The organism is Streptococcus sp. GP0011, from assembly GCF_030546305.1.
Classification (GTDB): Bacteria; Bacillota; Bacilli; order Lactobacillales; family Streptococcaceae; genus Streptococcus.
Genome location: NZ_JAUONR010000001.1, coordinates 200783 through 224192 on the forward strand (window position 1 = coordinate 200783; position 23410 = coordinate 224192).

Here is a 23410-nt window from a genome sequence, read left to right on the forward strand (position 1 = left end):
AAATGTAAGTGATTTCTTTAAGGATAAAGGGAGTAGGCCAGAAAAAGAAAGGAACTATCATGTCAGTATTAGAGATCAAAGATCTTCACGTTGAGATTGAAGGAAAAGAAATTTTGAAAGGAGTCAATCTGACTCTGAAAACAGGAGAAATCGCAGCTATCATGGGACCAAATGGTACTGGTAAATCGACTCTTTCTGCAGCTATTATGGGGAACCCTAACTATGAAGTTACTAAAGGAGAGGTCTTGTTTGATGGCGTAAACATCCTTGAGTTGGAAGTGGACGAGCGTGCGCGTATGGGACTTTTCCTTGCTATGCAATACCCATCTGAAATTCCAGGAATTACCAACGCTGAATTTCTTCGTGCAGCTATGAATGCTGGTAAAGAAGATGATGAAAAGATTTCAGTTCGTGAGTTTATCACTAAACTAGACGAGAAAATGGAATTGCTCAACATGAAAGAAGAAATGGCTGAGCGTTACCTCAACGAAGGTTTCTCTGGTGGTGAGAAAAAACGTAATGAAATTCTTCAACTCTTGATGTTGGAACCAACTTTTGCCCTTTTGGATGAGATTGACTCAGGTCTTGATATTGACGCTCTTAAAGTTGTATCGAAAGGTGTCAATGCTATGCGTGGCGAGGGATTTGGTGCTATGATTATCACTCACTACCAACGTCTTTTGAACTACATCACGCCAGACGTGGTACACGTGATGATGGAAGGTCGTGTGGTCCTTTCTGGTGGTCCAGAATTGGCTGCCCGTTTGGAACGTGAAGGATACGCAAAACTGGCTGAAGAACTTGGCTACGACTACAAGGAAGAATTGTAATTCCCTCGTATCTTTTAGGAGAAGTAAATGACTAAAGAGAATATTAAACTTTTTTCAGAAATGCACGCTGAACCAAGCTGGTTGGCTGACCTCCGTCAAAAAGCTTTTGATAAGATTGAGAGTTTGGAATTACCAGTTATTGAGCGTGTCAAATTTCACCGTTGGAATCTGGGAGATGGAACCATCACAGAAAGTGAACCTTCAGCAAATGTTCCAGACTTCACAGCTCTAGATAATCACTTGAAGTTGGTGCAAGTAGGAACGCAAACTGTTTTTGAACAAACTCCAGTTGCGTTAGCTGAACAAGGAGTAGTCTTTACAGACTTCCACTCAGCTTTAGAAGAAATTCCAGAACTTATTGAGGAATTCTTTATGTCATCAGTTAAGTATGATGACGATAAGTTGGCAGCCTACCATACAGCTTACTTTAACAGTGGTGCTGTTCTCTACATTCCTGATAATGTTGAGATTACAGAACCAATTGAAGGTATTTTCTACCAAGACAGCGATAGCGATGTCCCATTTAACAAGCATATCCTTATCATTGCTGGTAAAAACTCTAAAATAAGCTATCTTGAACGTCTAGAGTCACGTGGTGAGGGGAGTGCCAAGGCAACTGCCAATATCACAGTTGAAGTGATTGCTCGTTCTGGTGCGCAAGTGAAATTTGCTGCTATTGACCGTTTAGGTGAAAATGTCACTGCCTACATTAGCCGTCGTGGTAAACTAGGCAACGATGCAAGCATTGACTGGGCGATTGGTGTCATGAATGAAGGAAATGTCGTTGCGGACTTTGATAGCGACTTGATTGGAAATGGTAGCCATGCTGACCTTAAAGTCGTAGCTCTTTCAAGTGGCCGTCAGGTTCAAGGGATTGATACTCGAGTGACTAACTACGGTTGCAACTCAATCGGAAATATCCTCCAACATGGGGTTATCCTTGAAAAAGCGACCTTGACTTTCAATGGTATTGGCCACATTATCAAGGGTGCCAAGGGAGCAGATGCGCAACAAGAAAGCCGTGTTCTCATGCTTTCAGACCAAGCACGTTCAGATGCCAACCCAATTCTTTTGATTGATGAAAATGACGTAACTGCAGGTCACGCGGCTTCTATCGGTCAGGTGGATCCAGAAGATATGTACTACCTCATGAGCCGTGGCTTGGATAAGGCGACTGCTGAGCGTTTGGTTGTTCGCGGTTTCCTTGGCTCCGTAATTGTTGAGATTCCAGTCAAGGAAGTTCGTGAAGAAATGATTGCAACCATCGAAGAAAAATTGTCAAAACGCTAAGGGGAAGCCTATGTTAGATGTAGAAGCGATTCGCAAGGATTTTCCAATTTTAGACCAGATTGTCAACGATGAACCTCTGGTCTATCTGGACAATGCTGCGACGACACAAAAACCACTAGCAGTTCTGGAAACAATCAACCGCTACTATGAGCAGGACAATGCCAATGTTCACCGTGGGGTCCATACCTTGGCTGAGCGAGCAACAGCATCCTATGAAGCTGCTCGTGAAACCATTCGTAAGTTTATCAATGCAGGCTCTACAAAGGAAGTTCTCTTTACCAGAGGAACGACAACCAGCCTTAACTGGGTGGCACGCTTTGCTGAGGAAATCCTGACTGAGGGAGACCAGGTCTTGATTTCTGTCATGGAACACCATTCCAATATCATTCCTTGGCAGGAGGCCTGCCGCAAGACTGGAGCTGAGCTTGTCTATGTCTATCTCAAGGATGGAGCTCTGGATATGGATGACTTGCGAGCTAAATTGACTGATAAAGTCAAGTTTGTCTCCCTAGCTCACGCCTCAAATGTTCTTGGTGTGGTCAATCCGATCAAGGAAATCACTCAATTAGCCCACCAAGTTGGAGCTATCATGGTGGTGGATGGTGCTCAGTCTACGCCCCATATGAAGATTGATGTCCAGGACTTGGATGTGGACTTCTTTGCCTTTTCGGGTCACAAGATGGCTGGCCCGACTGGTATCGGTGTTCTTTATGGTAAAGAAAAGTATCTGGAACAAATGTCACCTCTTGAATTTGGTGGCGAGATGATTGATTTCGTCTATGAGCAATCTGCTAGTTGGAAGGAATTGCCTTGGAAATTTGAGGCTGGGACTCCCAATATGGCAGGCGCTATCGGACTTGCAGCTGCAGTGGATTACCTAGAAAATCTTGGTATGGATGCCATTGAATCTCATGAACAGGAATTGATTGCATACGTCTTTCCAAAATTGCAGGAAATTGAAGGGTTAACCATTTATGGTTCGCAAGACCTGGCTCAACGTTCAGGTGTCATTGCCTTTAACCTAGGGGATCTTCATCCCCATGACCTAGCTACAGCACTTGATTATGAAGGAGTGGCTGTTCGCGCTGGTCATCATTGCGCCCAACCTTTGCTCCAATATTTGGAAGTTCCAGCAACAGCTCGTGCAAGTTTTTATATCTACAATACCAAGGCAGATTGTGACAAGCTAGTCGATGCCCTACAAAAGACAAAGGAGTTTTTCAATGGCACTTTCTAAACTAGATAGCCTTTATATGGCAGTGGTGGCAGACCATTCGAAAAATCCACATCACCAGGGGAAGCTGGAAGATGCTGAGCAAATCAGCCTCAATAATCCAACCTGTGGGGATGTTATCAACCTCTCTGTCAAGTTTGACGCAGAGGACCGTTTGGAAGATATTGCTTTTCTAAATTCAGGATGCACGATTTCAACTGCTTCTGCTAGTATGATGACAGATGCTGTTTTGGGCAAGAGCAAACAAGAAATTCTAGAACTTGCGACCATTTTTTCTGAAATGGTTCAAGGACAAAAAGATGATCGCCAAGACCAACTTGGCGATGCAGCTTTCTTATCAGGTGTTGCCAAATTCCCACAACGGATTAAGTGTGCAACTCTAGCTTGGAATGCACTTAAGAAAACAATTGAAGATCAAGAAAAACAGTAAGACAAGTTTCTTTTGTCTTATGAATCAGTAGAAATGAAGAATGAAAGAAAGGATATTATGGCTGAAGAAAGAGTAGAACCAAAACCAATTGACCTTGGTGAATATAAATTTGGTTTCCATGACGATGTAGAGCCTGTCCTATCGACAGGAAAAGGATTGAACGAAGAAGTCATTCGCGAATTATCAGCTGCTAAGGGTGAACCTGAGTGGATGTTAGAATTCCGTTTGAAGTCTTATGAAACCTTCAAAAAAATGCCTATGCAAACCTGGGGAGCAGACTTGTCAGAGATTGACTTTGATGACTTGATCTACTACCAAAAACCATCTGACAAACCAGCCCGTTCTTGGGATGATGTACCTGAAAAGATTAAAGAAACCTTTGAACGTATCGGTATTCCAGAAGCTGAACGTGCTTATCTAGCAGGAGCTTCTGCCCAGTATGAGTCAGAAGTGGTTTACCACAATATGAAGGAAGAGTTCCAGAAATTGGGGATTATCTTTACAGATACGGATTCTGCCCTCAAGGAATACCCAGACTTGTTTAAACAATACTTTGCGAAGTTGGTACCACCGACAGATAACAAGTTGGCTGCCCTCAACTCAGCAGTATGGTCAGGTGGAACATTTATCTACGTACCAAAAGGTGTTAAGGTAGATATCCCACTTCAAACTTACTTCCGTATCAACAACGAAAATACAGGTCAGTTCGAACGTACCTTGATTATCGTTGATGAAGGAGCAAGCGTCCACTACGTAGAAGGATGTACAGCACCGACATATTCTAGCAACAGCTTGCACGCTGCCATTGTAGAAATTTTCGCTTTGGACGGAGCTTATATGCGTTATACAACCATCCAAAACTGGTCTGATAATGTCTATAACTTGGTAACAAAACGTGCCAAAGCTTTGAAAGATGCGACTGTTGAGTGGATCGATGGAAACTTGGGTGCTAAAACAACCATGAAATACCCATCTGTTTACCTAGATGGAGAAGGGGCCCGTGGTACCATGCTTTCTATCGCCTTTGCCAATGCTGGGCAACACCAAGACACGGGGGCTAAGATGATCCACAACGCTCCACATACAAGCTCGTCTATCGTTTCTAAATCCATTGCGAAAGGCGGAGGAAAGGTGGACTACCGTGGACAAGTAACCTTTAACAAGAACTCTAAGAAATCTGTTTCTCACATCGAGTGTGATACTATTATCATGGATGACTTGTCAGCATCAGATACCATTCCGTTTAATGAAATTCACAACTCTCAAGTTGCTTTGGAGCACGAAGCCAAGGTATCTAAGATTTCAGAAGAACAACTATACTACCTCATGAGTCGTGGTTTGTCAGAATCTGAAGCTACTGAGATGATCGTTATGGGATTTGTAGAACCCTTCACTAAAGAACTTCCAATGGAATACGCAGTTGAGCTGAACCGCTTGATTAGCTATGAAATGGAAGGTTCAGTCGGATAAATCCAAAAGGAGAAGCAAATGGGATTCTTAAAAAAATTATTTGGCAATGTCGAAAAAGCAAATAAAGGTGAAATTCCTGCCGAGGAAATTATTCCACCTTTTACAGTTGATTTAGTAGAAGAAGCAGATGATTATTGGCGACAAATGGAACAAAACTTCTTGATAAACGCTGTAAAAGCTGCTGGTGGTCCTGAGGCGGTAGAACGTGCTTTTGTTCTTACTAATTTCAAAGAAAATCAAGAAACCTTTGAGCTCTTTTATCAGGTAAATGGTCAACTTCTTTCATGGAGAGAGATGGATGAGACTGTTATTGATAAAATCAGCAATCAACTCCTTCCACAAGCACCAGGTGTGGCACGTGCAGTAAATGAGAATTATGAAGAGGCAAATGTACCAGTAATCCAGTACGCTATGCTTCAGTTTGAAACTGCAACCATGGCTTGGTTTGGTCGGAAGCTGACAACAGCTTCTCCAGAAGCACAACTGACTTTTGAAGAATTGGTATCTGGTTGGCGCGCTATTTTGGAACAAGAAGTTCCAAATCGTCCTTTAGACAGTGACCGTCCGTTCCCTTACTTTGAAGTTTAAAAAATCCCAAATCCCCAAAAACTTTCAATGGAGTATACTGTTGAGCTTAATCGCTTGATGAGTAACTAATTGAAAGAATTACTGGGTAAAAATGCAAATTCTGAACAGGAATCCTTTCTGTTCAGAATTTTTTTAAAAAAGAACCTAATAAATATTCACAAAACTGCTTTTATATGGTAAAATAAAACAATTACATTTAGTGGAGATGAAGAATGAATATTTTTAGAACCAAGGATATTAGTCTGAGACAGACAGAGATGCATCGCCATTTGAAATTGTGGGATTTGATTCTTTTAGGAATTGGTGCTATGGTGGGGACGGGGATTTTCACCATTACAGGAACAGCAGCGGCTACCCTAGCTGGTCCATCACTAGTGATTTCCATTGTGATTTCTGCCCTGTGTGTTTCTCTATCAGCCCTCTTTTTTGCAGAATTTGCCTCTCGTGTTCCTGCAACTGGTGGTGCTTATAGTTACCTCTATGCGATTCTAGGAGAATTGCCAGCCTGGATTGCTGGCTGGCTGACCATCATGGAATTCATGACGGCTGTTTCAGGTGTGGCGTCTGGCTGGGCAGCTTACTTTAAGGGATTGCTTAGTAATTATGGTATCTCGATGCCGCAAGCCTTGAATGGAACCTTTAACCCTGAACAAGGAACCTATATCGATCTTCTGCCTATTTTAGTACTTACCTTGGTAACGGGATTGGTTTTATTAAATTCTAAGGCAGCTTTGAGATTTAATTCGCTTTTAGTGGTCTTGAAATTCTCAGCTCTCGCCTTATTTATCCTAGTTGGTATTTGGTACATCAAACCTGAAAATTGGTCGAATTTTGCTCCTTTTGGCTTTGGTCAACTATATGGTGGAAGTACTGGGATTATGGCGGGCGCATCTTTGATGTTCTTTGGTTTTCTCGGATTTGAGTCAATTTCCATGGCAGTTGATGAAATTCAAAGTCCGCAAAAAAATATTCCTCGCGGAATAGTGCTTTCTCTGACAATCGTCACCATTCTCTATGCTTTGGTAACCTTAGTATTGACAGGGATTGTTCACTACAGTAAGCTCAATGTGGACGATGCAGTAGCATTTTCATTACGGAGTATAGGTATCGGCTGGGCGGCAAATTATGTTTCGCTTGTAGCCATTCTAACCCTGATAACCGTATGTATCTCCATGACTTATGCTTTGTCTCGGATGATTTATAGCTTAGCTCGTGATGGACTTTTACCTCAAAGTTTCAAACAATTAAGCAAGACTAGTCGCGTTCCTAAAAATGCAACCCTCTTAACAGGAGTTGCTTCAGCCATTGCTGCAGGAGTGTTTCCTCTAGCTAGTATTGCAGCCTTCTTAAATATCTGTACCTTAGCTTATCTCATTTTGCTAGCCTATGGAATAATAAAACTTAGAAAGGATAAGGGTATGCCAAAAGAGGGAGAGTTTAAAACTCCCTTGGTGCCACTTTTGCCAATTCTTTCCATTTTTATCTGTGTTTCCTTTATGCTTCAATATAGTCTAGATACCTGGATTGCCTTTGGCATTGCTCTTCTAGTTGGTCTAGTCATTTACTTTACTTACGGGTTCCGCCATTCAACCCTCGCAGAAGAAGAATAAAAGCTGGGAATTCCCAGCTTTTTTAATCTTTCACATAAGTAAATCCTTCACCCAGAATTTCATGAGCCTCAGTGATGGTGATAAAGGCTTGAGGATCAATTTTGTGAATCATATCCTTCATTTTAACGATTTCGTTTCGACCGACGATACAGTAGATAATTTTTAAATCCTTTTTGCTGTAGTAGCCTTGACCAGATATAAAGGTAACGCCACGTCCGAGTTCATCGTTAATCTCTTTGGCCAATTGATCAGGATATTGGGTAATAATCATAAATCCTTTACCAGCATAACCTCCTTCGCCTATAAAGTCGATAACACGAGCGATGATAAAGTCAAATAAGAGGGTATAGGTAACTAGACGAAGGTCCTGGAAGATAATCAAAATCAACATTAGGATAAAAAAGTCAATCCCAAAAAGCAATTTCCCAATCGAAATATTGGTGTATTTGTTGAGAATACGGGCAACGATATCAGAGCCACCAGTGGTTCCACCAGCATTAAAGATAATTCCTAAACCAACCCCCAGTAAGACTCCTGAGACTAAAGCGACAATGATGAGATCACCTTGCAAGTCGATATGCAAAGGAATGCGCTCAAAGATTGCTAGCCAAACGGAAAGTGAAATAGATCCTAGAAGGCTGGAGTAGAGGGTCTTAGGTCCAAATATTTTCCAAGCCAGGATAAATAAAGGGATATTGATTAAGAGGTTCATCAATGATACAGGAATTTTAAAAAGATAGTAGGTAATCAAGGTAATACCTGTCGCCCCTCCCTCAAATAAATGATAAGGAACAACAAAATAGGTAAGACCGAAGGCATAAATAGCTGCCCCTAGTATGATAGTGATAATAGGCTGAACTTTTCGAATCATGATTCTCCCTCGCTTTATCTATAGATAGATTATACCAAAAATTCAGTTCTTTTCATCGGATCACTTATGATTTTTTATCATTTTTTTGATATAATAAAGGAGAAAATCCCAATCCTATCGAGAAGAATAGAAAGATTGAATTATGACACAAGTAAAAATTGTAACGGACTCTTCTGTTACTATCGAACCAGAAGTAGTTAAAGAATTAAATATCACAGTTGTCCCTCTATCAGTTATGATTGATAGTGTGCTTTATTCGGATGCAGATTTTAAAGAGGGAGAATTCCTTCATCTTATGCAACAAAGTAAGAATCTGCCTAAAACAAGCCAGCCACCTGTAGGAGTCTTTGCTGAGGTCTTTGAAGAACTAGGTAAAGATGGTAGTCAAATTATCGCCATTCACATGTCCCATGCCTTGTCTGGAACTGTTGAAGCTGCTCGCCAAGGGGCAAGTCTCTCAACTGCTGATGTAACGGTTATTGATAGTTCCTTTACAGATCAAGCGATGAAGTTCCAAGTTGTTGAAGCCGCAAAACTTGCTAAAGAAGGTAAAGATTTAGAAACGATTCTAGCTCATGTAGAGGACGTCAAAAATCATACAGAACTTTATATCGGTGTTTCGACGCTAGAAAACTTGGTTAAGGGTGGTCGTATTGGACGTGTGACAGGATTACTAAGCTCACTCTTGAATATTCGTGTAGTAATGCAGATGAAAAACCACGAACTCCAACCAATCGTTAAAGGACGTGGAGCGAAAACTTTCAAAAAGTGGCTTGAGGAATTAACCAATACTCTTTCCCAAAAATCAGTTGCAGAGATTGGAATTTCCTACGCTGGAACGAACGAATTGGCGAATGAGATGAAGGCATTATTGCAACCTTATGTTGAGAAACCAATCTCTGTATTGGAAACTGGCTCTATTATTCAAACTCATACTGGAGAGAATGCTTGGGCGATTCTAATTCGCTACAATTCCTAAAAAAATAGAGAAAAAATGGTCAAAATAGTGTTTTTGACTTGACCTATAGCCGATTTTAGGATATGATTATATTTGTTAATTAGAAATTATTTGGAGGATTTGTTAACATGGCAAACAAACAAGATTTGATCGCTAAAGTAGCAGAAGCTACAGAATTGACTAAGAAAGATTCAGCAGCAGCAGTTGACGCTGTATTTGCAGCAGTAACTGAATACCTTGCAGCTGGTGAAAAAGTTCAATTGATTGGTTTCGGTAACTTTGAAGTTCGTGAGCGTGCTGCACGTAAAGGTCGCAACCCACAAACTGGTAAAGAAATCAAAATCGCAGCTTCTAAAGTTCCAGCATTCAAAGCTGGTAAAGCTCTTAAAGACGCTGTTAAATAATGAATTTTCAAAAAGCCTATTGTATCAAGCTTTCTAGCTTGGTCAGTAGGCTTTTTTTGTTGCTTTGGGGTATTTTTGGGGCAAAAAGAAAAAGAAAAAGGTTCCCATGGATGAGAACCTTCTTTTCATTAGTTTTTAGAAGCTGCTTGGAATTCAGGGTTTTTCCATGCTTCATCAATGATAGCTTGCAATTCTTTAGCTGATGCTTGCATTTTTTGAGTTTCAGCATCGTTCAATGGGATGTTAACTGGACGAACAATACCGTGTGCACCAACAACAGCTGGTTGACCGATAAAGACGTTTTTAACACCGTATTGACCTTCTTGGAAGACTGAAAGTGGAAGTACTGCATTTTCGTCATCAAGGATTGCTTTTGTGATACGAGCAAGCGCTACAGCGATACCATAGTATGTAGCTCCTTTTTTGTTGATGATTGTGTAAGCAGCGTCACGAACACCTTCGAACAATTCAATCAATTCAGCTTCTTGAACGTTTTGAGTATCTTTAAGGAATTCTTCTAGGTTTACACCAGCGATGTTAGCGTGTGACCAAACCGCAAATTCAGAATCTCCGTGTTCACCCATGATGTAGGCGTGAACTGAACGAGCATCAACATCCAATTTTTCAGCAAGTGCTTGACGGAAACGTGCTGAGTCAAGTGAAGTACCTGAACCGATAACACGTTCTTTAGGGAATCCAGAGAATTTCCAAGTTGAGTAAGTCAAAACATCAACTGGGTTAGCCGCAACAAGGAAGATACCATCAAAACCTGATTCAACAACTTGTGTTACAATTGATTTGTTGATAGCCAAGTTTTTACCTACAAGGTCAAGGCGAGTTTCACCTGGTTTTTGAGGAGCACCTGCAGTGATAACAACAAGGTCAGCGTCTGCACAGTCAGAGTATTGAGCAGCGTAGATTTTTTTAGGTGAAGTGAAGGCAAGGGCGTGGCTAAGGTCAAGCGCATCACCAACAGCTTTTTCGTGTAATTGTGGAATTTCGATAATTCCAAGCTCTTGTGCAATTCCTTGGTTAACAAGTGCGAAAGCATAAGATGAACCTACGGCACCGTCACCAACAAGGATCACTTTTTTGTGTTGTTTAGTTGAAGTCATTATCTAAACATCTCCTTCATTTTTTTTAGGGGAATCCCCAGACAATTTCATTCTATCACTTTTGAAAAGCTTTGTCACGAATATTCTATTCGGTTATCGATGTAAACGTTTTAGTGGTTTTCAAAGACTGAAATGAAGGACAAATTATGGTATAATATATCTAATTACTAATAGTGAAATGAGGCATTTATGAATGCAGGATAGAAATTTAGTGAATGTCAATCTGACAAAGGAGATGAAGACCAGCTTTATCGACTACGCCATGAGCGTTATCGTTGCGCGGGCCCTTCCTGATGTTCGAGATGGCTTAAAACCTGTTCACCGTCGTATTCTATACGGAATGAATGAACTAGGTGTTACACCAGATAAACCTCATAAAAAGTCAGCCCGTATTACAGGGGATGTTATGGGTAAATACCACCCACATGGTGATTCCTCTATTTACGAAGCCATGGTTCGTATGGCTCAATGGTGGAGCTACCGTTACATGCTTGTTGATGGGCATGGAAACTTTGGTTCTATGGATGGGGACGGTGCTGCCGCGCAGCGGTACACTGAGGCACGTATGAGCAAGATTGCTCTGGAAATGCTTCGTGACATCAATAAAAACACAGTTGATTTCGTAGACAACTACGATGCTAACGAACGTGAACCCTTGGTTTTGCCTGCTCGTTTTCCAAACCTTTTGGTCAATGGAGCAACGGGTATCGCTGTTGGGATGGCAACCAATATTCCACCTCACAACTTGGGTGAAACCATTGATGCAGTGAAGTTGGTTATGGATAATCCTGAAGTGACGACTAAGGACTTGATGGAAGTCTTGCCTGGTCCAGATTTTCCGACTGGTGCTCTTGTCATGGGGAAATCAGGTATCCATAAGGCTTATGAGACTGGTAAAGGTTCCATTGTCCTTCGTTCTCGTACAGAGATTGAAACCACTAAGACGGGTCGTGAGCGGATTGTTGTAACGGAATTCCCTTATATGGTTAATAAAACCAAGGTACATGAGCATATTGTTCGCTTGGTTCAGGAAAAACGAATTGAGGGCATTACAGCCGTACGTGATGAGTCCAACCGTGAAGGCGTTCGCTTTGTAATCGAGGTTAAACGCGATGCATCTGCCAACGTTATCCTTAACAACCTCTTCAAGATGACCCAGATGCAAACCAACTTTGGTTTCAACATGTTGGCGATTGAAAATGGCGTGCCAAAAATCTTGTCCCTTCGTCAAATTTTGGATGCTTATATCGAGCACCAAAAAGAAGTGGTTGTTCGCCGTACTCGTTTTGACAAGGAAAAAGCAGAAGCGCGTGCGCACATCTTAGAAGGTCTTCTAATTGCACTTGACCATATCGACGAAGTGATTCGTATTATCCGTGCAAGTGAAACAGATGCCGAAGCACAAGCTGAGTTGATGAGCAAGTTTAAGCTTTCAGAGCGTCAAAGTCAAGCTATCCTTGATATGCGTCTTCGTCGTTTGACAGGATTGGAACGTGATAAGATTCAGTCTGAATATGATGAATTAATTGCCTTGATTGCAGATTTGGCTGATATTCTTGCCAAACCTGAGCGCGTGGCGCAAATCATCAAAGAGGAATTGGACGAAGTCAAACGCAAGTTTGGTGACAAGCGTCGTACGGAGTTGATGATCGGAGAAGTCTTAACTCTTGAAGATGAAGATTTGATTGAAGAAACGGATGTCTTGATTACCCTATCTAACAAGGGCTATATCAAACGTTTGGACCAAGGTGAGTTCACTGCTCAAAAACGTGGTGGCCGTGGAGTTCAAGGTACGGGAGTTAAGGATGATGACTTTGTGCGTGAGTTGGTTTCAACCAGCACCCATGATCATTTGCTCTTCTTTACTAATAAAGGACGCGTATACCGACTAAAAGGTTATGAAATCCCTGAATATGGTCGTACCGCTAAGGGATTGCCAGTTGTCAATCTATTGAAGTTGGACGAAGGTGAGAGTATTCAGACCATTATCAACGTTGAGTCTGAACGTAGTGATGACGCCTATCTCTTCTTCACAACCCGTCACGGTATCGTGAAACGAACCAGTGTTAAAGAGTTCGCTAATATTCGTCAAAATGGACTGAAAGCTTTGAATCTCAAGGATGAAGATGAACTGATTAATGTCTTGCTGACAGAAGAAGATACGGATATTATCATTGGTACCAAGTTTGGTTATGCCGTTCGCTTTAATCAATCAGCTGTTCGTGGCATGAGCCGTATCGCGACAGGTGTCCGAGGAGTCAATCTTCGTGACGGTGACACAGTAGTTGGTGCTAGCGTGATTACAAACCAAGACGAAGTTCTTATCATCACTGAAAAAGGATATGGTAAACGTACACTTGCTACTGAATATCCTACTAAAGGCCGTGGTGGTAAAGGGATGAAGACAGCCAATGTTGCTGAGAAGAATGGTCCTCTGGCAGGTCTTCTTACTGTTAAAGGAGATGAAGACCTGATGATTATCACAGATACAGGTGTCATGATCCGTACTAACGTTGCCAATATTTCACAAACTGGACGCTCAACTATGGGAGTTAAGGTGATGCGTCTAGATCAGGATGCTAAGATTGTGACCTTTACAACGGTTGCTGCGGCAGAAAAAGAAGAAGTTGGGACTGAAATTGAAACAGAAGGTGAAGTATAATGTCTCATAAAAAAACGAAAAATAAGAAGAATAAGCGCAGAAATCTATTTATTAATATTTTAGCAGGTTTCTTAATTCTTTTATCGCTAGCTTTAATTTTTAATTCAAAAATTCGCGATATCTTTTTGGTCTGGAATACCAATAAATACCAAGTCAATCAAGTCACTAAGGAAAATATAGATGAAAATCTAAAAACCGAAGGGAATTTTGATTTTGACTCTGTTAAGTCTATTTCATCCGAAGCTGTATTGGCTTCACAATGGGATGCTCAGAAACTTCCCGTTATTGGAGGTATTGCTATTCCCGAAGTGGAGATAAACTTACCGATTTTTAAAGGTTTGGATAATGTAAACTTGTTCTACGGAGCAGGGACCATGAAACCAGATCAAAAAATGGGAGAAGGGAACTATTCTCTAGCAAGTCACCATATCTTTACTGCTGAAAATGCCAGTCAAATGCTCTTCTCACCTTTGGTCAATGCCAAAGCGGGTATGAAAATTTATCTGACGGATAAGGATAAAGTTTATACTTATGAGATTACAGAAGTAAAACGTGTTACACCAGACCGTGTAGACGAAATCGATGATCGTATTGGTGTGCAGGAGATTACTTTGGTTACCTGTGTTGATTATAATGCGACCGAGCGTATAATCGTCAAAGGAATCTTTAAAGAATCAAAAGCTTATTCTGAGACTTCTGAGGATATTTTGAAGGCCTTTAATCAACCGTATAGACAACGTTATTAAGAATGAATGAACCAGTGAAGTGCTATTTCACTGGTTTTTTTGTCAACAAATAGAATCAAAATAGTTCGTATGAAAAAGGACAGGAAGGCTTAGGATAAAGATTCTTAAGATAAATATTTTAGAATTTTACAGAAAACGCTTTCTAGAAAACAAGAATTATGTTATAATTATCACAAATAAAAGTTTAGGAGTTTTTTATGGTCTCTTCAGAATTTATTTCAAAGATTGAATTTGCTTGCAAGAAGAAAGAAAGCCTTTATAGCCAAAGTAAGTTTAAGTATGCGATTCGTTCCATGTTTGCAGGTGCCTTTCTAACATTTAGTACAGCTGCGGGTGCAGTTGGGGCTGACTTGATTAATAAAATCGCACCTGGTAGTGGACGGTTCCTTTTCCCATTCGTTTTTGCTTGGGGATTGGCCTACATTGTTTTCTTGAATGCTGAGCTGGTAACTTCGAATATGATGTTTTTGACAGCTGGTAGTTTCTTGAAAAAAATTTCTTGGAGAAAAACAGCTGAGATTTTGCTTTACTGTACCTTGTTCAACCTCATCGGAGCTTTGATAGCAGGTTGGGGCTTTGCCCACTCTGCAGCCTATGCAAATCTAACACATGATAGCTTCATTTCAGGGGTTGTAGAGATGAAGTTAGGTCGTTCCAATGAGCTAGTCTTGCTTGAAGGTATTTTAGCCAATATCTTTGTAAACATTGCTATTCTTTCATTTGTTTTGGTGAAAGACGGTGGGGCTAAACTTTGGCTTGTTTTATCAGCAATTTACATGTTTGTATTCTTAACAAACGAACACATTGCTGCGAACTTTGCTTCTTTTGCGATTGTTAAGTTCAGTGTTGCAGCAGATTCAATTGCTAATTTTGACATACCTAATATTCTTCGTCACTGGGGTGTAACCTTTGTCGGAAACTTTATCGGAGGAGGTCTCTTGATGGGCTTGCCTTACGCCTTCCTTAATAAAAATGAAGATACTTATGTCGATTAAAGAAATGCGCACGAGTGAATCGTGCTTTTTTGTTTGATGTGTAAGACTAGTCATAGTTGTTCCTTATATCAAAATATAAGAAAACGGTATTGGAAAAGACTAGCCCAAGATGATACAATATCCCTAATGAAGCTATTTGGAGGTCGTCTTATGACTCGTGATTTTAAATTTGAAACTCTACAATTACATGCTGGACAAGTAGTTGATCCAGCGACTAAATCTCGTGCAGTACCGATTTATCAAACAACATCCTTTGTTTTTGATGACACGCAAGAAGGTGCCGATTTGTTTGCTTTGAGAAAACCTGGCAATATCTATACTCGTATTACCAACCCTACAACAGCGGCATTTGAAGAAAGAATCGCAGCTCTTGAAGGTGGTGTTGGAGCACTAGCGACAGCATCAGGGATGGCTGCTGTAACCTACACTATTTTGGCGCTTGCTCACGCCGGTGACCATGTGGTGGCTGCGTCAACTATTTACGGTGGGACCTTCAACCTCTTGAAAGAAACCCTTCCTCGTTATGGGATCACAACAACCTTTGTGGATGTGGATAATTTGGAAGAAGTGGAAGCAGCTATCGGTGACAATACCAAGCTTGTCTTGATTGAAACCTTGGGGAATCCCTTGATTAACATTCCTGACTTAGAAAAATTGGCTGAGATTGCGCATAAACACAAGATTCCTCTCGTTTCGGACAACACTTTTGCCACACCATATTTGATTAACGTCTTCTCTCACGGTGTAGATATTTCCATTCACTCAGCAACTAAGTTTATCGGTGGGCATGGTACGACTATTGGTGGAGTGATTGTCGATAGTGGTCGTTTTGACTGGGAGGCTTCAGGGAAGTTCCCTCAATTTGTTGAGGAAGACCCAAGTTACCATAACTTGAGCTATACTCGTGATGTGGGTGCAGCAGCCTTTATTATCGCTGTTCGTGTTCAATTGCTCCGTGATACAGGTGCTGCCTTGTCACCATTTAATGCCTTTCTCTTGCTCCAAGGGCTTGAAACTCTCTCTCTTCGTGTTGAACGTCACGTGCAAAATGCAGAGAAAATTGTTGATTTCCTTGTCAATCATCCTAAGGTAGAGAAGGTAAATTATCCAAAACTTGCTGACAGTCCTTACCGTGCCTTGGCTGAGAAATATTTGCCAAAAGGTGTGGGTTCAATCTTTACCTTCCATGTTAAAGGCGGAGAGGCAGAAGCTCGCAAGGTAATTGATAATTTGGAAATCTTCTCTGACCTTGCAAACGTGGCAGATGCCAAATCTCTTGTTGTCCATCCTGCGACAACCACTCACGGTCAGTTGTCAGAAAAAGATCTAGAAGCAGCAGGTGTAACACCAAACCAAATCCGCTTGTCGATCGGTCTTGAAAATGTAGAGGATTTGATTGAAGATTTGCGCTTGGCCTTGGAAAAAATTTAAAGTAAAAGATATAAACAGTGGGTTTCGACTCACTGTTTTTGATTTTCCCTCAGGCATGATATAATGGTTACAGAAGTTTAGAAAGAGGAAAGTTATGAACGAAATCAAATGTCCCAACTGTGGGGAAGTCTTTACAGTAAATGAGAGTCAGTATGCCGAACTCTTATCCCAAGTGAGAACGGCTGAGTTTGATAAGGAACTGCACGATCGAATGAAGCAGGAGCTGGCCTTAGCTGAGCAAAAGGCCATGAATGAGCAACAGACTAAACTGGCTCAGAAGGATCAAGAAATTGCGCAATTACAGAGTCAAATCCAAAACTTTGATACAGAGAAAGAGTTAGCTAAGAAAGAAGTTGAGCAGACAAGTCATCAGGCTTTATTGGCAAAGGACAAGGAAGTACAGGCCTTGGAAAACCAATTGGCTACCTTGCGTTTAGAGCATGAAAATCAACTGCAAAAGACCCTTTCTGACTTAGAAAAAGAACGCGATCAGGTCAAAAATCAGCTCCTCTTGCAGGAAAAGGAAAATGAGTTATCTTTGGCTTCTGTTAAGAAAAATTACGAAGCTCAGCTCAAGGCAGCTAGTGAACAGGTCGAGTTCTATAAGAATTTCAAAGCCCAACAATCCACAAAAGCTATCGGGGAAAGTTTGGAACAGTATGCAGAGAGTGAGTTTAACAAGGTTCGTAGTTTTGCCTTTCCAAATGCCTACTTTGAGAAGGATAACAAGGTCTCTGCGCGTGGGTCTAAGGGGGACTTTATCTTCCGTGATTTTGATGAAAATGGTCTAGAATTCATTTCCATTATGTTTGAGATGAAAAATGAAGCGGATGGGACTGAGAAGAAGCACAAGAATGTAGATTTTTACAAAGAATTGGACAAGGATCGTCGGGAGAAGAACTGTGAATATGCCGTTTTGGTGACTATGTTAGAAGCAGATAATGACTACTTTAACACAGGGATTGTTGACGTCAGTCACGAGTATGAAAAGATGTATGTGGTTCGTCCTCAGTTCTTTATTCAGTTGATTGGTCTCTTACGTAATGCTGCGCTTAATTCTTTGAAATATAAGCAAGAGTTGGCCTTAGTTCGGGAGCAAAATATCGATATTACCCATTTTGAAGAAGACTTGGATGCCTTCAAAGTAGCTTTTGCCAAAAACTACAACTCTGCTTCGACCAACTTTGGAAAAGCAATCGATGAAATCGACAAGGCCATCAAACGGATGGAGGAAGTCAAAAAGTTCCTAACCACATCTGAAAACCAACTCCGCCTCGCTAATAACAAACTGGAAGATGTTTCAGTTAAAAAATTGACCCGAAAAAATCCAACCATGAAAGCGAAGTTCGAAGCGCTGAAGGGAGAGTGAGGAAAAAACACATGAACGGTATTATCAACTTAAAAAAAGAAGCGGGGATGACTTCGCATGATGCGGTTTTTAAGCTGCGTAAGATTTTGGGGACAAAGAAAATCGGTCATGGTGGGACCTTGGATCCGGATGTGGTGGGTGTTTTGCCCATTGCGGTTGGTAAGGCGACACGCATGGTCGAGTTTATGCAGGACGAGGGCAAGGTCTATGAGGGGGAAATCACTCTAGGTTATTCAACAACGACCGAGGATGCTAGTGGAGAAGTGGTCGCAGAGACTCCTGTTTTGTCGCTCTTGGATGAAACCATTGTCGATGAAGCGATTGCTAGTCTGACTGGGCCTATCACTCAGATTCCACCGATGTACTCGGCTGTCAAGGTCAATGGTCGCAAGCTCTATGAGTATGCGCGTGCTGGTCAGGAAGTGGAGCGTCCAGAACGTCAGGTGGCTATTTATCAATTTGAGCGGACTAGTCCGATTTCTTATGAGGATCACCTCGCACGTTTTACATTTCGTGTGAAATGTAGTAAGGGGACTTATATCCGTACCTTGTCAGTTGATTTGGGAGAGAAGCTGGGTTATGCGGCCCATATGTCCCATTTGACTCGGACGAGTGCAGCAGGTTTACAGTTAGAAGATGCCTTGACTTTGAATGAAATTGCTGCAAAAGTGGAGGCTGGTCAACTGGACTTTCTCCATCCTCTAGAGATTGGTACGGGGGATCTTGTTAAAGTTTTCCTAAGTCCAGAAGAGGCTACAGAAGTGCGATTTGGTCGTTTTATTGAGTTAGACCAAACAGACCAAGAATTGGCTGCCTTTGAGGGGGATAAATTGCTAGCCATTTTAGAAAAAAGAGGCAATCTCTACAAACCAAGGAAGGTTTTCGGCTAGTCTAACTGGAGTGAAAGTATTAGAATTGTTATCCATAATCTATCCAAAATCAGACTATAAATTTTGTAAAAAATGTGATAAAATAGACGTCGGATAAAAAAACGGAGGATAGCATGCAAAATAGACCAATCATTATCGGAGTGACAGGTGGTTCTGGTGGTGGTAAGACCAGTGTTTCAAGAGCCATTTTATCGCATTTTCCTGATGAAAAGATTTCCATGATTGAGCATGATTCTTACTACAAGGATCAGTCTCACTTGACCTTTGAAGAGCGTGTCAAAACCAACTACGACCATCCATTTGCCTTTGATACAGACTTGATGATTGAGCAGATTAAGGAATTGTTGGCAGGGCGTCCGGTGGACATCCCGACTTATGACTATACAGCGCATACACGGAGTAGCAAGACCTATCGTCAGGAGCCTCAAGATGTCTTTATCGTTGAGGGGATTTTGGTCTTGGAGGACAAGCGCCTGCGCGATTTGATGGATATCAAGATTTTTGTGGATACAGATGATGATGTGCGTATTATTCGTCGTATCAAGCGTGATATGGAAGAGCGTGGCCGTAGTTTAGATAGCGTTATTGACCAGTACTTAGGTGTAGTTAAACCTATGTATCACCAGTTTATCGAGCCGACCAAGCGTTATGCGGATCTCGTCATTCCTGAAGGGGTTAGCAATACAGTTGCTATCGACCTTTTGACCACCAAAATTTCTAAGATTTTGGAAGAAGCGCGAAACAGTAAATAATCAGATGAGGAGGCCTAGCCTCCTTTTTCTATTTTTCCTTTAGTTTCAGTAGGAAAAAGGTGATTTTTAAGCATGTTTTTGGTATAATAATACCCATGGAAAAGCAAGAAAATGAATAGTAGGTGGAGATGGAAAAGTATTTATCGGTAACAACTTTGACCAAGTATCTGAAAATGAAATTCGATAAAGACCCTTACTTGGAACGGGTCTATTTAACTGGTCAAGTTTCCAACTTTCGTAAACGACCTACTCACCAATATTTCTCCTTAAAAGATGACCATGCAGTTATTCAAGCGACCATCTGGTCTGGGATTTATCAAAAATTAGGTTTCGACTTGGAAGAGGGAATGAAAATCAATGTGATTGGGCGTGTGCAGGTCTATGAACCCAGCGGGAGCTACTCTATCATCATTGAAAAAGCTGAGCCTGATGGGGTTGGGGCGCTCGCGATTCAGTTTGAACAACTCAAGAAGAAACTGACAGAAGAAGGTCTGTTTCAAGAGAGATTCAAGCAACCTCTTCCCCAATTTCCTAAGCGTATCGGCGTAGTAACCAGTCGTAGTGGTGCTGTTATTCGAGATATCATCACGACCGTCAGCAGACGTTTTCCTGGTGTTGATATCCTTCTCTATCCGACAAAGGTACAAGGTGATGGAGCTGCGGAGGAAATTGCTCGAAATATTGCGCGTGCCAATCAACGTGAGGACCTAGATGTTCTCATCATTGGTCGCGGTGGGGGTTCCATTGAGGATCTCTGGGCTTTTAACGAAGAGATCGTGGTACGGGCTATTTTTGAATCCCGTTTGCCAGTTATTTCTAGTGTTGGGCATGAAACAGATGTGACCTTGGCGGATTTTGTGGCAGATCGCCGTGCTGCAACGCCAACAGCTGCAGCTGAACTGGCTACGCCTGTGACTAAGTTGGATGTGTTAACCCATTTGCAAAATCAGGAAAAGCGGATGGCAACAGCAGTTCAGAATGTCCTGTCAAGAAAAAAAGAAGCTCTGAAAAAATGCAGTCAGTCAGTCATCTTTAGACAGCCAGAGCGTTTGTATGATGGTTATTTACAACGGTTAGATCAACTGCAACTGCGATTAAAACAAAGTTTGCGAACACGGATTTCTGATAATAAACAGCTAGTCCAAGCAAGGACGCATCAACTAGTCCAATTATCACCTATAACCAAAATCCAGCGTTATCAAGATCGTTTAGGTCAGTTGGACAAGCTCCTACGTAGCCAAATGGCGCTGGTTTATGATGCCAAGGTTGCTGAAGTCAAGAGACTTTCAGAAGCTCTACTGATGTTGGATACCAGTCGAATCGTGGCGCGTGGTTATGCTATTGTCAAAAAAGAAGAGTCAGTAGTAGATTCGGTTGAGAGTTTGAAGAAAAAAGACCAAGTGACGCTTTTGATGCGAGATGGTCAAGTAGAATTAGAGGTTAAAGATGTCAAAACAAAAGAAATTTGAGGAAAATCTAGCAGAACTAGAGACCATTGTACAAAGTTTGGAAAATGGTGAAATCGCTCTGGAAGATGCGATTGCTGCCTTTCAAAAGGGCATGGTCTTGTCAAAAGAGCTCCAAGCGACGCTGGACAAGGCTGAAAAAACCTTGGTTAAGGTCATGCAAGAAGACGGAACAGAAAGTGATTTTGAATGAAGAAGCAAGCAAAATTAGCTCTTGTGGAGTCGGCTTTGGAAGACTTTTATGGAGACCAGCAGTTTGCCTCTAGTTTGCGAGAGTCCGTTCTCTATTCCATTCATGCTGGTGGCAAGCGTATTCGACCTTTTCTCTTGTTAGAGGTTTTGGAAGCCTTGCATGCTGCTATTAGACCAGCACACGCGCAGGTGGCTGCGGCTTTGGAAATGATTCATACAGGAAGCTTGATTCACGATGACCTTCCTGCTATGGATGACGACGATTATCGTCGTGGACGCTTGACCAATCATAAGAAATTCGGCGAAGCGATGGCAATTTTGGCAGGAGATGCTTTGTTCCTAGATCCCTATGCCTTAATAGCGCAGGCGGATTTGCCAAGTCAGATCAAGGTGGACTTGATTGCCAACTTATCCCTTGCTTCAGGGAGTCTAGGTATGGTGGCAGGGCAGGTTTTAGATATGGAAGGCGAACACCAGCATTTATCCTTGGAAGAACTTCAGACCATTCATGCCAATAAGACTGGAAAATTGCTAGCTTATCCCTTTCAAGCAGCTGCTATCATAGCTGAATTAGCACCAGAAATCCAAACAAAATTGAAAACTGTGGGTGAATTGATTGGGCTGGCCTTTCAAGTTCGAGATGATGTGCTGGATGTGACAGCTAGTTTTGAGGAAATCGGCAAGACTCCACAAAAGGATTTACAGGCTGAAAAATCAACCTATCCAGCCTTGTTGGGCTTGGAGGAGGCGACTGCCTTTTGTAACCAAACTCTGGATCAAGCCAAGGCTAAATTAGAAGAAATTGCCCAGCAGGTTCCCTTTGAAACAGAATCGATTGTGAAAGTAGTAGAAAGTTTGAGAATCAATGGCTAAGGAAAGAGTGGATGTACTAGCTTATAAACAGGGCTTGTTTGAAACGCGAGAACAGGCCAAGCGCGGCGTCATGGCTGGACTAGTCGTAGCTGTCCTTAATGGGGAGCGTTTTGACAAGCCAGGAGAGAAAATCCCAGATGATACTGAACTAAAACTCAAGGGTGAAAAACTCAAGTATGTCAGTCGAGGTGGTCTAAAACTGGAAAAGGCTTTGCAGGTCTTTGATTTATCAGTGGATGGCGCAACCACGATTGATATTGGGGCCTCCACTGGAGGATTTACTGACGTCATGTTGCAAAATGGTGCTGAGTTGGTCTTTGCAGTCGATGTCGGTACCAATCAGTTGGCTTGGAAATTGCGCCAAGACCCACGGGTTGTCAGCATGGAGCAGTTTAATTTTCGTTATGCTGAAAAGACTGACTTTGAGCAGGAACCGAGCTTTGCCAGTATTGATGTGAGTTTCATTTCCTTAAGTTTGATTCTACCAGCATTGCACCGTGTCTTGGCTGATCAAGGTCAAATTGTAGCTCTGGTTAAGCCGCAGTTTGAAGCAGGTCGTGAGCAGATTGGAAAGAATGGAATCATTCGCGATGCCAAGGTTCATCAACATGTCCTTGAATCTGTCACTGCTATGGCAGTTGATCAAGGTTTTTCAGTGCTTGGATTAGACTATTCACCAATCCAAGGTGGACATGGGAATATTGAGTTTTTAGCTTATTTGAAAAAGGAAGAGGGAGCAAGTAACCAAGTTGCTCCTGAAATAGAAAAAGTTGTAGAGAGAGCACATAGAGAATTTAAAGATGAATAAAAAAGAGAGACTTGAAAAAATTAGAAGATTTGTTACGGATTATCAGATCGGGACTCAGGAAGAAATCGTTGAGCATTTGAAGGAAGCAGGTATTTCTGCTACGCAAGCCACTGTCTCAAGGGACATCAAAGAGCTTGGTATTGTTAAAATTCCTTTGAAGAACAATACTTATATCTATGAGTTGCCAAAATCAATCGTCAAGAGTTTGCAGTTAGCTGAGGACAATATTGTGAGTTCTGAGTTAATGGGAAATATGATCAACCTTGCTGTCATTCCTGGAAATACTATTTTTGTGAAGAGTCAGTTGGTTGAAGCATTTTCTGAACAGATTTTTAGCTGTCTAGCTGATGATGATTCTATCTTAATTGTAGCTAGAACAGCAGAGGCAGCTGAGGAAATTGTTGAACAAGTCAAAAAATGGTAGGT

The 23410-nt window shown here is 41.6% G+C and carries 23 protein-coding genes; 21 read left to right on the top strand and 2 right to left on the bottom strand.

Annotated features, from left to right (window positions below):
• Positions 1-59 precede the first annotated feature (59 nt).
• The 7 genes from sufC (at position 60) to Q4443_RS01055 (ending at position 7452) form a co-directional block, all read left to right on the top strand.
• Positions 60-830, top strand: a complete 771-nt coding sequence (gene sufC / locus Q4443_RS01025; protein WP_000114489.1) for a Fe-S cluster assembly ATPase SufC — start codon at positions 60-62, stop codon at positions 828-830.
• Between the two features lie 27 nt (positions 831-857).
• Positions 858-2120 carry a Fe-S cluster assembly protein SufD gene (gene sufD, locus Q4443_RS01030; protein ID WP_049518817.1) on the top strand — a complete coding sequence of 421 codons (1263 nt, stop codon included), beginning with the start codon at positions 858-860 and terminating at the stop codon, positions 2118-2120.
• 10 nt (positions 2121-2130) lie between these two features.
• Positions 2131-3357 carry a cysteine desulfurase gene (locus Q4443_RS01035; RefSeq protein WP_049518816.1) on the top strand — a complete coding sequence of 409 codons (1227 nt, stop codon included), beginning with the start codon at positions 2131-2133 and terminating at the stop codon, positions 3355-3357.
• Positions 3344-3784 (top strand): Fe-S cluster assembly sulfur transfer protein SufU, encoded by a 441-nt coding sequence (gene sufU, locus Q4443_RS01040; RefSeq protein WP_049518815.1) that lies wholly within the window; start codon positions 3344-3346, stop codon positions 3782-3784. The genes Q4443_RS01035 and sufU overlap by 14 nt, the downstream gene beginning before the upstream one ends.
• 57 nt (positions 3785-3841) lie before the next feature.
• Positions 3842-5254: a Fe-S cluster assembly protein SufB gene (sufB, locus tag Q4443_RS01045; RefSeq protein ID WP_000797056.1), complete on the top strand. Its 1413-nt coding sequence runs from the start codon at positions 3842-3844 to the stop codon at positions 5252-5254.
• 18 nt (positions 5255-5272) lie between these two features.
• Positions 5273-5842 carry a hypothetical protein gene (locus Q4443_RS01050; RefSeq protein ID WP_049518814.1) on the top strand — a complete coding sequence of 190 codons (570 nt, stop codon included), beginning with the start codon at positions 5273-5275 and terminating at the stop codon, positions 5840-5842.
• Between the two features lie 212 nt (positions 5843-6054).
• Positions 6055-7452: an APC family permease gene (locus Q4443_RS01055; RefSeq protein ID WP_303407843.1), complete on the top strand. Its 1398-nt coding sequence runs from the start codon at positions 6055-6057 to the stop codon at positions 7450-7452.
• 22 nt (positions 7453-7474) lie between these two features.
• On the opposite strand, the gene Q4443_RS01060 is transcribed toward Q4443_RS01055, so the two are convergent.
• The gene (locus tag Q4443_RS01060; RefSeq protein WP_216732831.1) at positions 7475-8323 is read right to left on the bottom strand and encodes a YitT family protein; all 849 of its coding nucleotides are present in this window, start codon (positions 8321-8323) and stop codon (positions 7475-7477) included.
• 142 nt (positions 8324-8465) lie between these two features.
• Here Q4443_RS01060 and Q4443_RS01065 point away from each other — a divergent pair, with 142 nt between their 5' ends.
• A complete protein-coding gene (locus Q4443_RS01065) occupies positions 8466-9302 on the top strand; it encodes a DegV family protein (protein WP_303407844.1) in 837 nt (278 codons plus the stop codon).
• 107 nt (positions 9303-9409) lie between these two features.
• Positions 9410-9685 (top strand): HU family DNA-binding protein, encoded by a 276-nt coding sequence (locus Q4443_RS01070; RefSeq protein ID WP_001284636.1) that lies wholly within the window; start codon positions 9410-9412, stop codon positions 9683-9685.
• A gap of 128 nt (positions 9686-9813) precedes the next feature.
• On the opposite strand, the gene Q4443_RS01075 is transcribed toward Q4443_RS01070, so the two are convergent.
• Entirely contained in the window at positions 9814-10800 is a 987-nt protein-coding gene (locus Q4443_RS01075) for an L-lactate dehydrogenase (protein ID WP_000204722.1), read from the bottom strand.
• A 193-nt stretch (positions 10801-10993) separates the two neighbouring features.
• Here Q4443_RS01075 and gyrA point away from each other — a divergent pair, with 193 nt between their 5' ends.
• The 12 genes from gyrA to Q4443_RS01135 all read left to right on the top strand — a co-directional run bounded on the left by gyrA (position 10994) and on the right by Q4443_RS01135 (position 23408).
• A complete protein-coding gene (gene gyrA / locus Q4443_RS01080; protein ID WP_001154044.1) occupies positions 10994-13462 on the top strand; it encodes a DNA gyrase subunit A in 2469 nt (822 codons plus the stop codon).
• Entirely contained in the window at positions 13462-14208 is a 747-nt protein-coding gene (locus Q4443_RS01085) for a class A sortase (protein ID WP_303407845.1), read from the top strand. The genes gyrA and Q4443_RS01085 overlap by 1 nt, the downstream gene beginning before the upstream one ends.
• 197 nt (positions 14209-14405) lie before the next feature.
• A complete protein-coding gene (locus tag Q4443_RS01090; RefSeq protein WP_000254787.1) occupies positions 14406-15203 on the top strand; it encodes a formate/nitrite transporter family protein in 798 nt (265 codons plus the stop codon).
• Positions 15204-15353: 150 nt separating this feature from the next.
• Complete coding sequence (locus tag Q4443_RS01095; RefSeq protein ID WP_049518809.1) at positions 15354-16634, top strand: O-acetylhomoserine aminocarboxypropyltransferase/cysteine synthase family protein; 1281 nt, start codon at positions 15354-15356, stop codon at positions 16632-16634.
• Between the two features lie 94 nt (positions 16635-16728).
• The gene (locus Q4443_RS01100) at positions 16729-18003 is read left to right on the top strand and encodes a DUF2130 domain-containing protein (RefSeq protein WP_049518808.1); all 1275 of its coding nucleotides are present in this window, start codon (positions 16729-16731) and stop codon (positions 18001-18003) included.
• Positions 18004-18014: 11 nt separating this feature from the next.
• On the top strand, positions 18015-18893 hold the full coding sequence (gene truB / locus Q4443_RS01105; RefSeq protein WP_025168842.1) for a tRNA pseudouridine(55) synthase TruB: 879 nt from the start codon (positions 18015-18017) through the stop codon (positions 18891-18893).
• A gap of 113 nt (positions 18894-19006) precedes the next feature.
• Positions 19007-19645 carry a uridine kinase gene (gene udk / locus Q4443_RS01110; RefSeq protein ID WP_049518807.1) on the top strand — a complete coding sequence of 213 codons (639 nt, stop codon included), beginning with the start codon at positions 19007-19009 and terminating at the stop codon, positions 19643-19645.
• 128 nt (positions 19646-19773) lie between these two features.
• Complete coding sequence (gene xseA, locus Q4443_RS01115) at positions 19774-21114, top strand: exodeoxyribonuclease VII large subunit (RefSeq protein WP_303407846.1); 1341 nt, start codon at positions 19774-19776, stop codon at positions 21112-21114.
• The gene (locus Q4443_RS01120) at positions 21092-21304 is read left to right on the top strand and encodes an exodeoxyribonuclease VII small subunit (RefSeq protein ID WP_000043226.1); all 213 of its coding nucleotides are present in this window, start codon (positions 21092-21094) and stop codon (positions 21302-21304) included. The genes xseA and Q4443_RS01120 overlap by 23 nt, the downstream gene beginning before the upstream one ends.
• Positions 21301-22176, top strand: coding sequence for a polyprenyl synthetase family protein (locus Q4443_RS01125; protein WP_084878403.1), 876 nt, complete (start codon positions 21301-21303; stop codon positions 22174-22176). The genes Q4443_RS01120 and Q4443_RS01125 overlap by 4 nt, the downstream gene beginning before the upstream one ends.
• Positions 22169-22984 (top strand): TlyA family RNA methyltransferase, encoded by an 816-nt coding sequence (locus Q4443_RS01130; RefSeq protein ID WP_084878401.1) that lies wholly within the window; start codon positions 22169-22171, stop codon positions 22982-22984. The genes Q4443_RS01125 and Q4443_RS01130 overlap by 8 nt, the downstream gene beginning before the upstream one ends.
• On the top strand, positions 22977-23408 hold the full coding sequence (locus tag Q4443_RS01135) for an arginine repressor (RefSeq protein WP_001034390.1): 432 nt from the start codon (positions 22977-22979) through the stop codon (positions 23406-23408). The genes Q4443_RS01130 and Q4443_RS01135 overlap by 8 nt, the downstream gene beginning before the upstream one ends.
• Positions 23409-23410: the final 2 nt, after the last annotated feature.

Bases quoted from the DNA above. Each gene is read 5' to 3' on its own strand.
- sufU (WP_049518815.1), top strand. From the start codon at position 3,344: ATGGCACTTTCTAAACTAGATAGCCTTTATATGGCAGTGGTGGCAGAC.
- udk (WP_049518807.1), top strand. From the start codon at position 19,007: ATGCAAAATAGACCAATCATTATCGGAGTGACAGGTGGTTCTGGTGGT.
- truB (WP_025168842.1), top strand. From the start codon at position 18,015: ATGAACGGTATTATCAACTTAAAAAAAGAAGCGGGGATGACTTCGCAT.
- Q4443_RS01120 (WP_000043226.1), top strand. From the start codon at position 21,092: ATGTCAAAACAAAAGAAATTTGAGGAAAATCTAGCAGAACTAGAGACC.
- Q4443_RS01095 (WP_049518809.1), top strand. From the start codon at position 15,354: ATGACTCGTGATTTTAAATTTGAAACTCTACAATTACATGCTGGACAA.
- Q4443_RS01070 (WP_001284636.1), top strand. From the start codon at position 9,410: ATGGCAAACAAACAAGATTTGATCGCTAAAGTAGCAGAAGCTACAGAA.
- Q4443_RS01125 (WP_084878403.1), top strand. From the start codon at position 21,301: ATGAAGAAGCAAGCAAAATTAGCTCTTGTGGAGTCGGCTTTGGAAGAC.
- Q4443_RS01035 (WP_049518816.1), top strand. From the start codon at position 2,131: ATGTTAGATGTAGAAGCGATTCGCAAGGATTTTCCAATTTTAGACCAG.
- Q4443_RS01100 (WP_049518808.1), top strand. From the start codon at position 16,729: ATGAACGAAATCAAATGTCCCAACTGTGGGGAAGTCTTTACAGTAAAT.
- Q4443_RS01130 (WP_084878401.1), top strand. From the start codon at position 22,169: ATGGCTAAGGAAAGAGTGGATGTACTAGCTTATAAACAGGGCTTGTTT.
- sufD (WP_049518817.1), top strand. From the start codon at position 858: ATGACTAAAGAGAATATTAAACTTTTTTCAGAAATGCACGCTGAACCA.
- sufB (WP_000797056.1), top strand. From the start codon at position 3,842: ATGGCTGAAGAAAGAGTAGAACCAAAACCAATTGACCTTGGTGAATAT.
- Q4443_RS01135 (WP_001034390.1), top strand. From the start codon at position 22,977: ATGAATAAAAAAGAGAGACTTGAAAAAATTAGAAGATTTGTTACGGAT.
- Q4443_RS01050 (WP_049518814.1), top strand. From the start codon at position 5,273: ATGGGATTCTTAAAAAAATTATTTGGCAATGTCGAAAAAGCAAATAAA.
- Q4443_RS01055 (WP_303407843.1), top strand. From the start codon at position 6,055: ATGAATATTTTTAGAACCAAGGATATTAGTCTGAGACAGACAGAGATG.
- gyrA (WP_001154044.1), top strand. From the start codon at position 10,994: ATGCAGGATAGAAATTTAGTGAATGTCAATCTGACAAAGGAGATGAAG.
- Q4443_RS01075 (WP_000204722.1), bottom strand. From the start codon at position 10,800: ATGACTTCAACTAAACAACACAAAAAAGTGATCCTTGTTGGTGACGGT.
- Q4443_RS01085 (WP_303407845.1), top strand. From the start codon at position 13,462: ATGTCTCATAAAAAAACGAAAAATAAGAAGAATAAGCGCAGAAATCTA.
- Q4443_RS01065 (WP_303407844.1), top strand. From the start codon at position 8,466: ATGACACAAGTAAAAATTGTAACGGACTCTTCTGTTACTATCGAACCA.
- Q4443_RS01060 (WP_216732831.1), bottom strand. From the start codon at position 8,323: ATGATTCGAAAAGTTCAGCCTATTATCACTATCATACTAGGGGCAGCT.
- xseA (WP_303407846.1), top strand. From the start codon at position 19,774: ATGGAAAAGTATTTATCGGTAACAACTTTGACCAAGTATCTGAAAATG.
- sufC (WP_000114489.1), top strand. From the start codon at position 60: ATGTCAGTATTAGAGATCAAAGATCTTCACGTTGAGATTGAAGGAAAA.
- Q4443_RS01090 (WP_000254787.1), top strand. From the start codon at position 14,406: ATGGTCTCTTCAGAATTTATTTCAAAGATTGAATTTGCTTGCAAGAAG.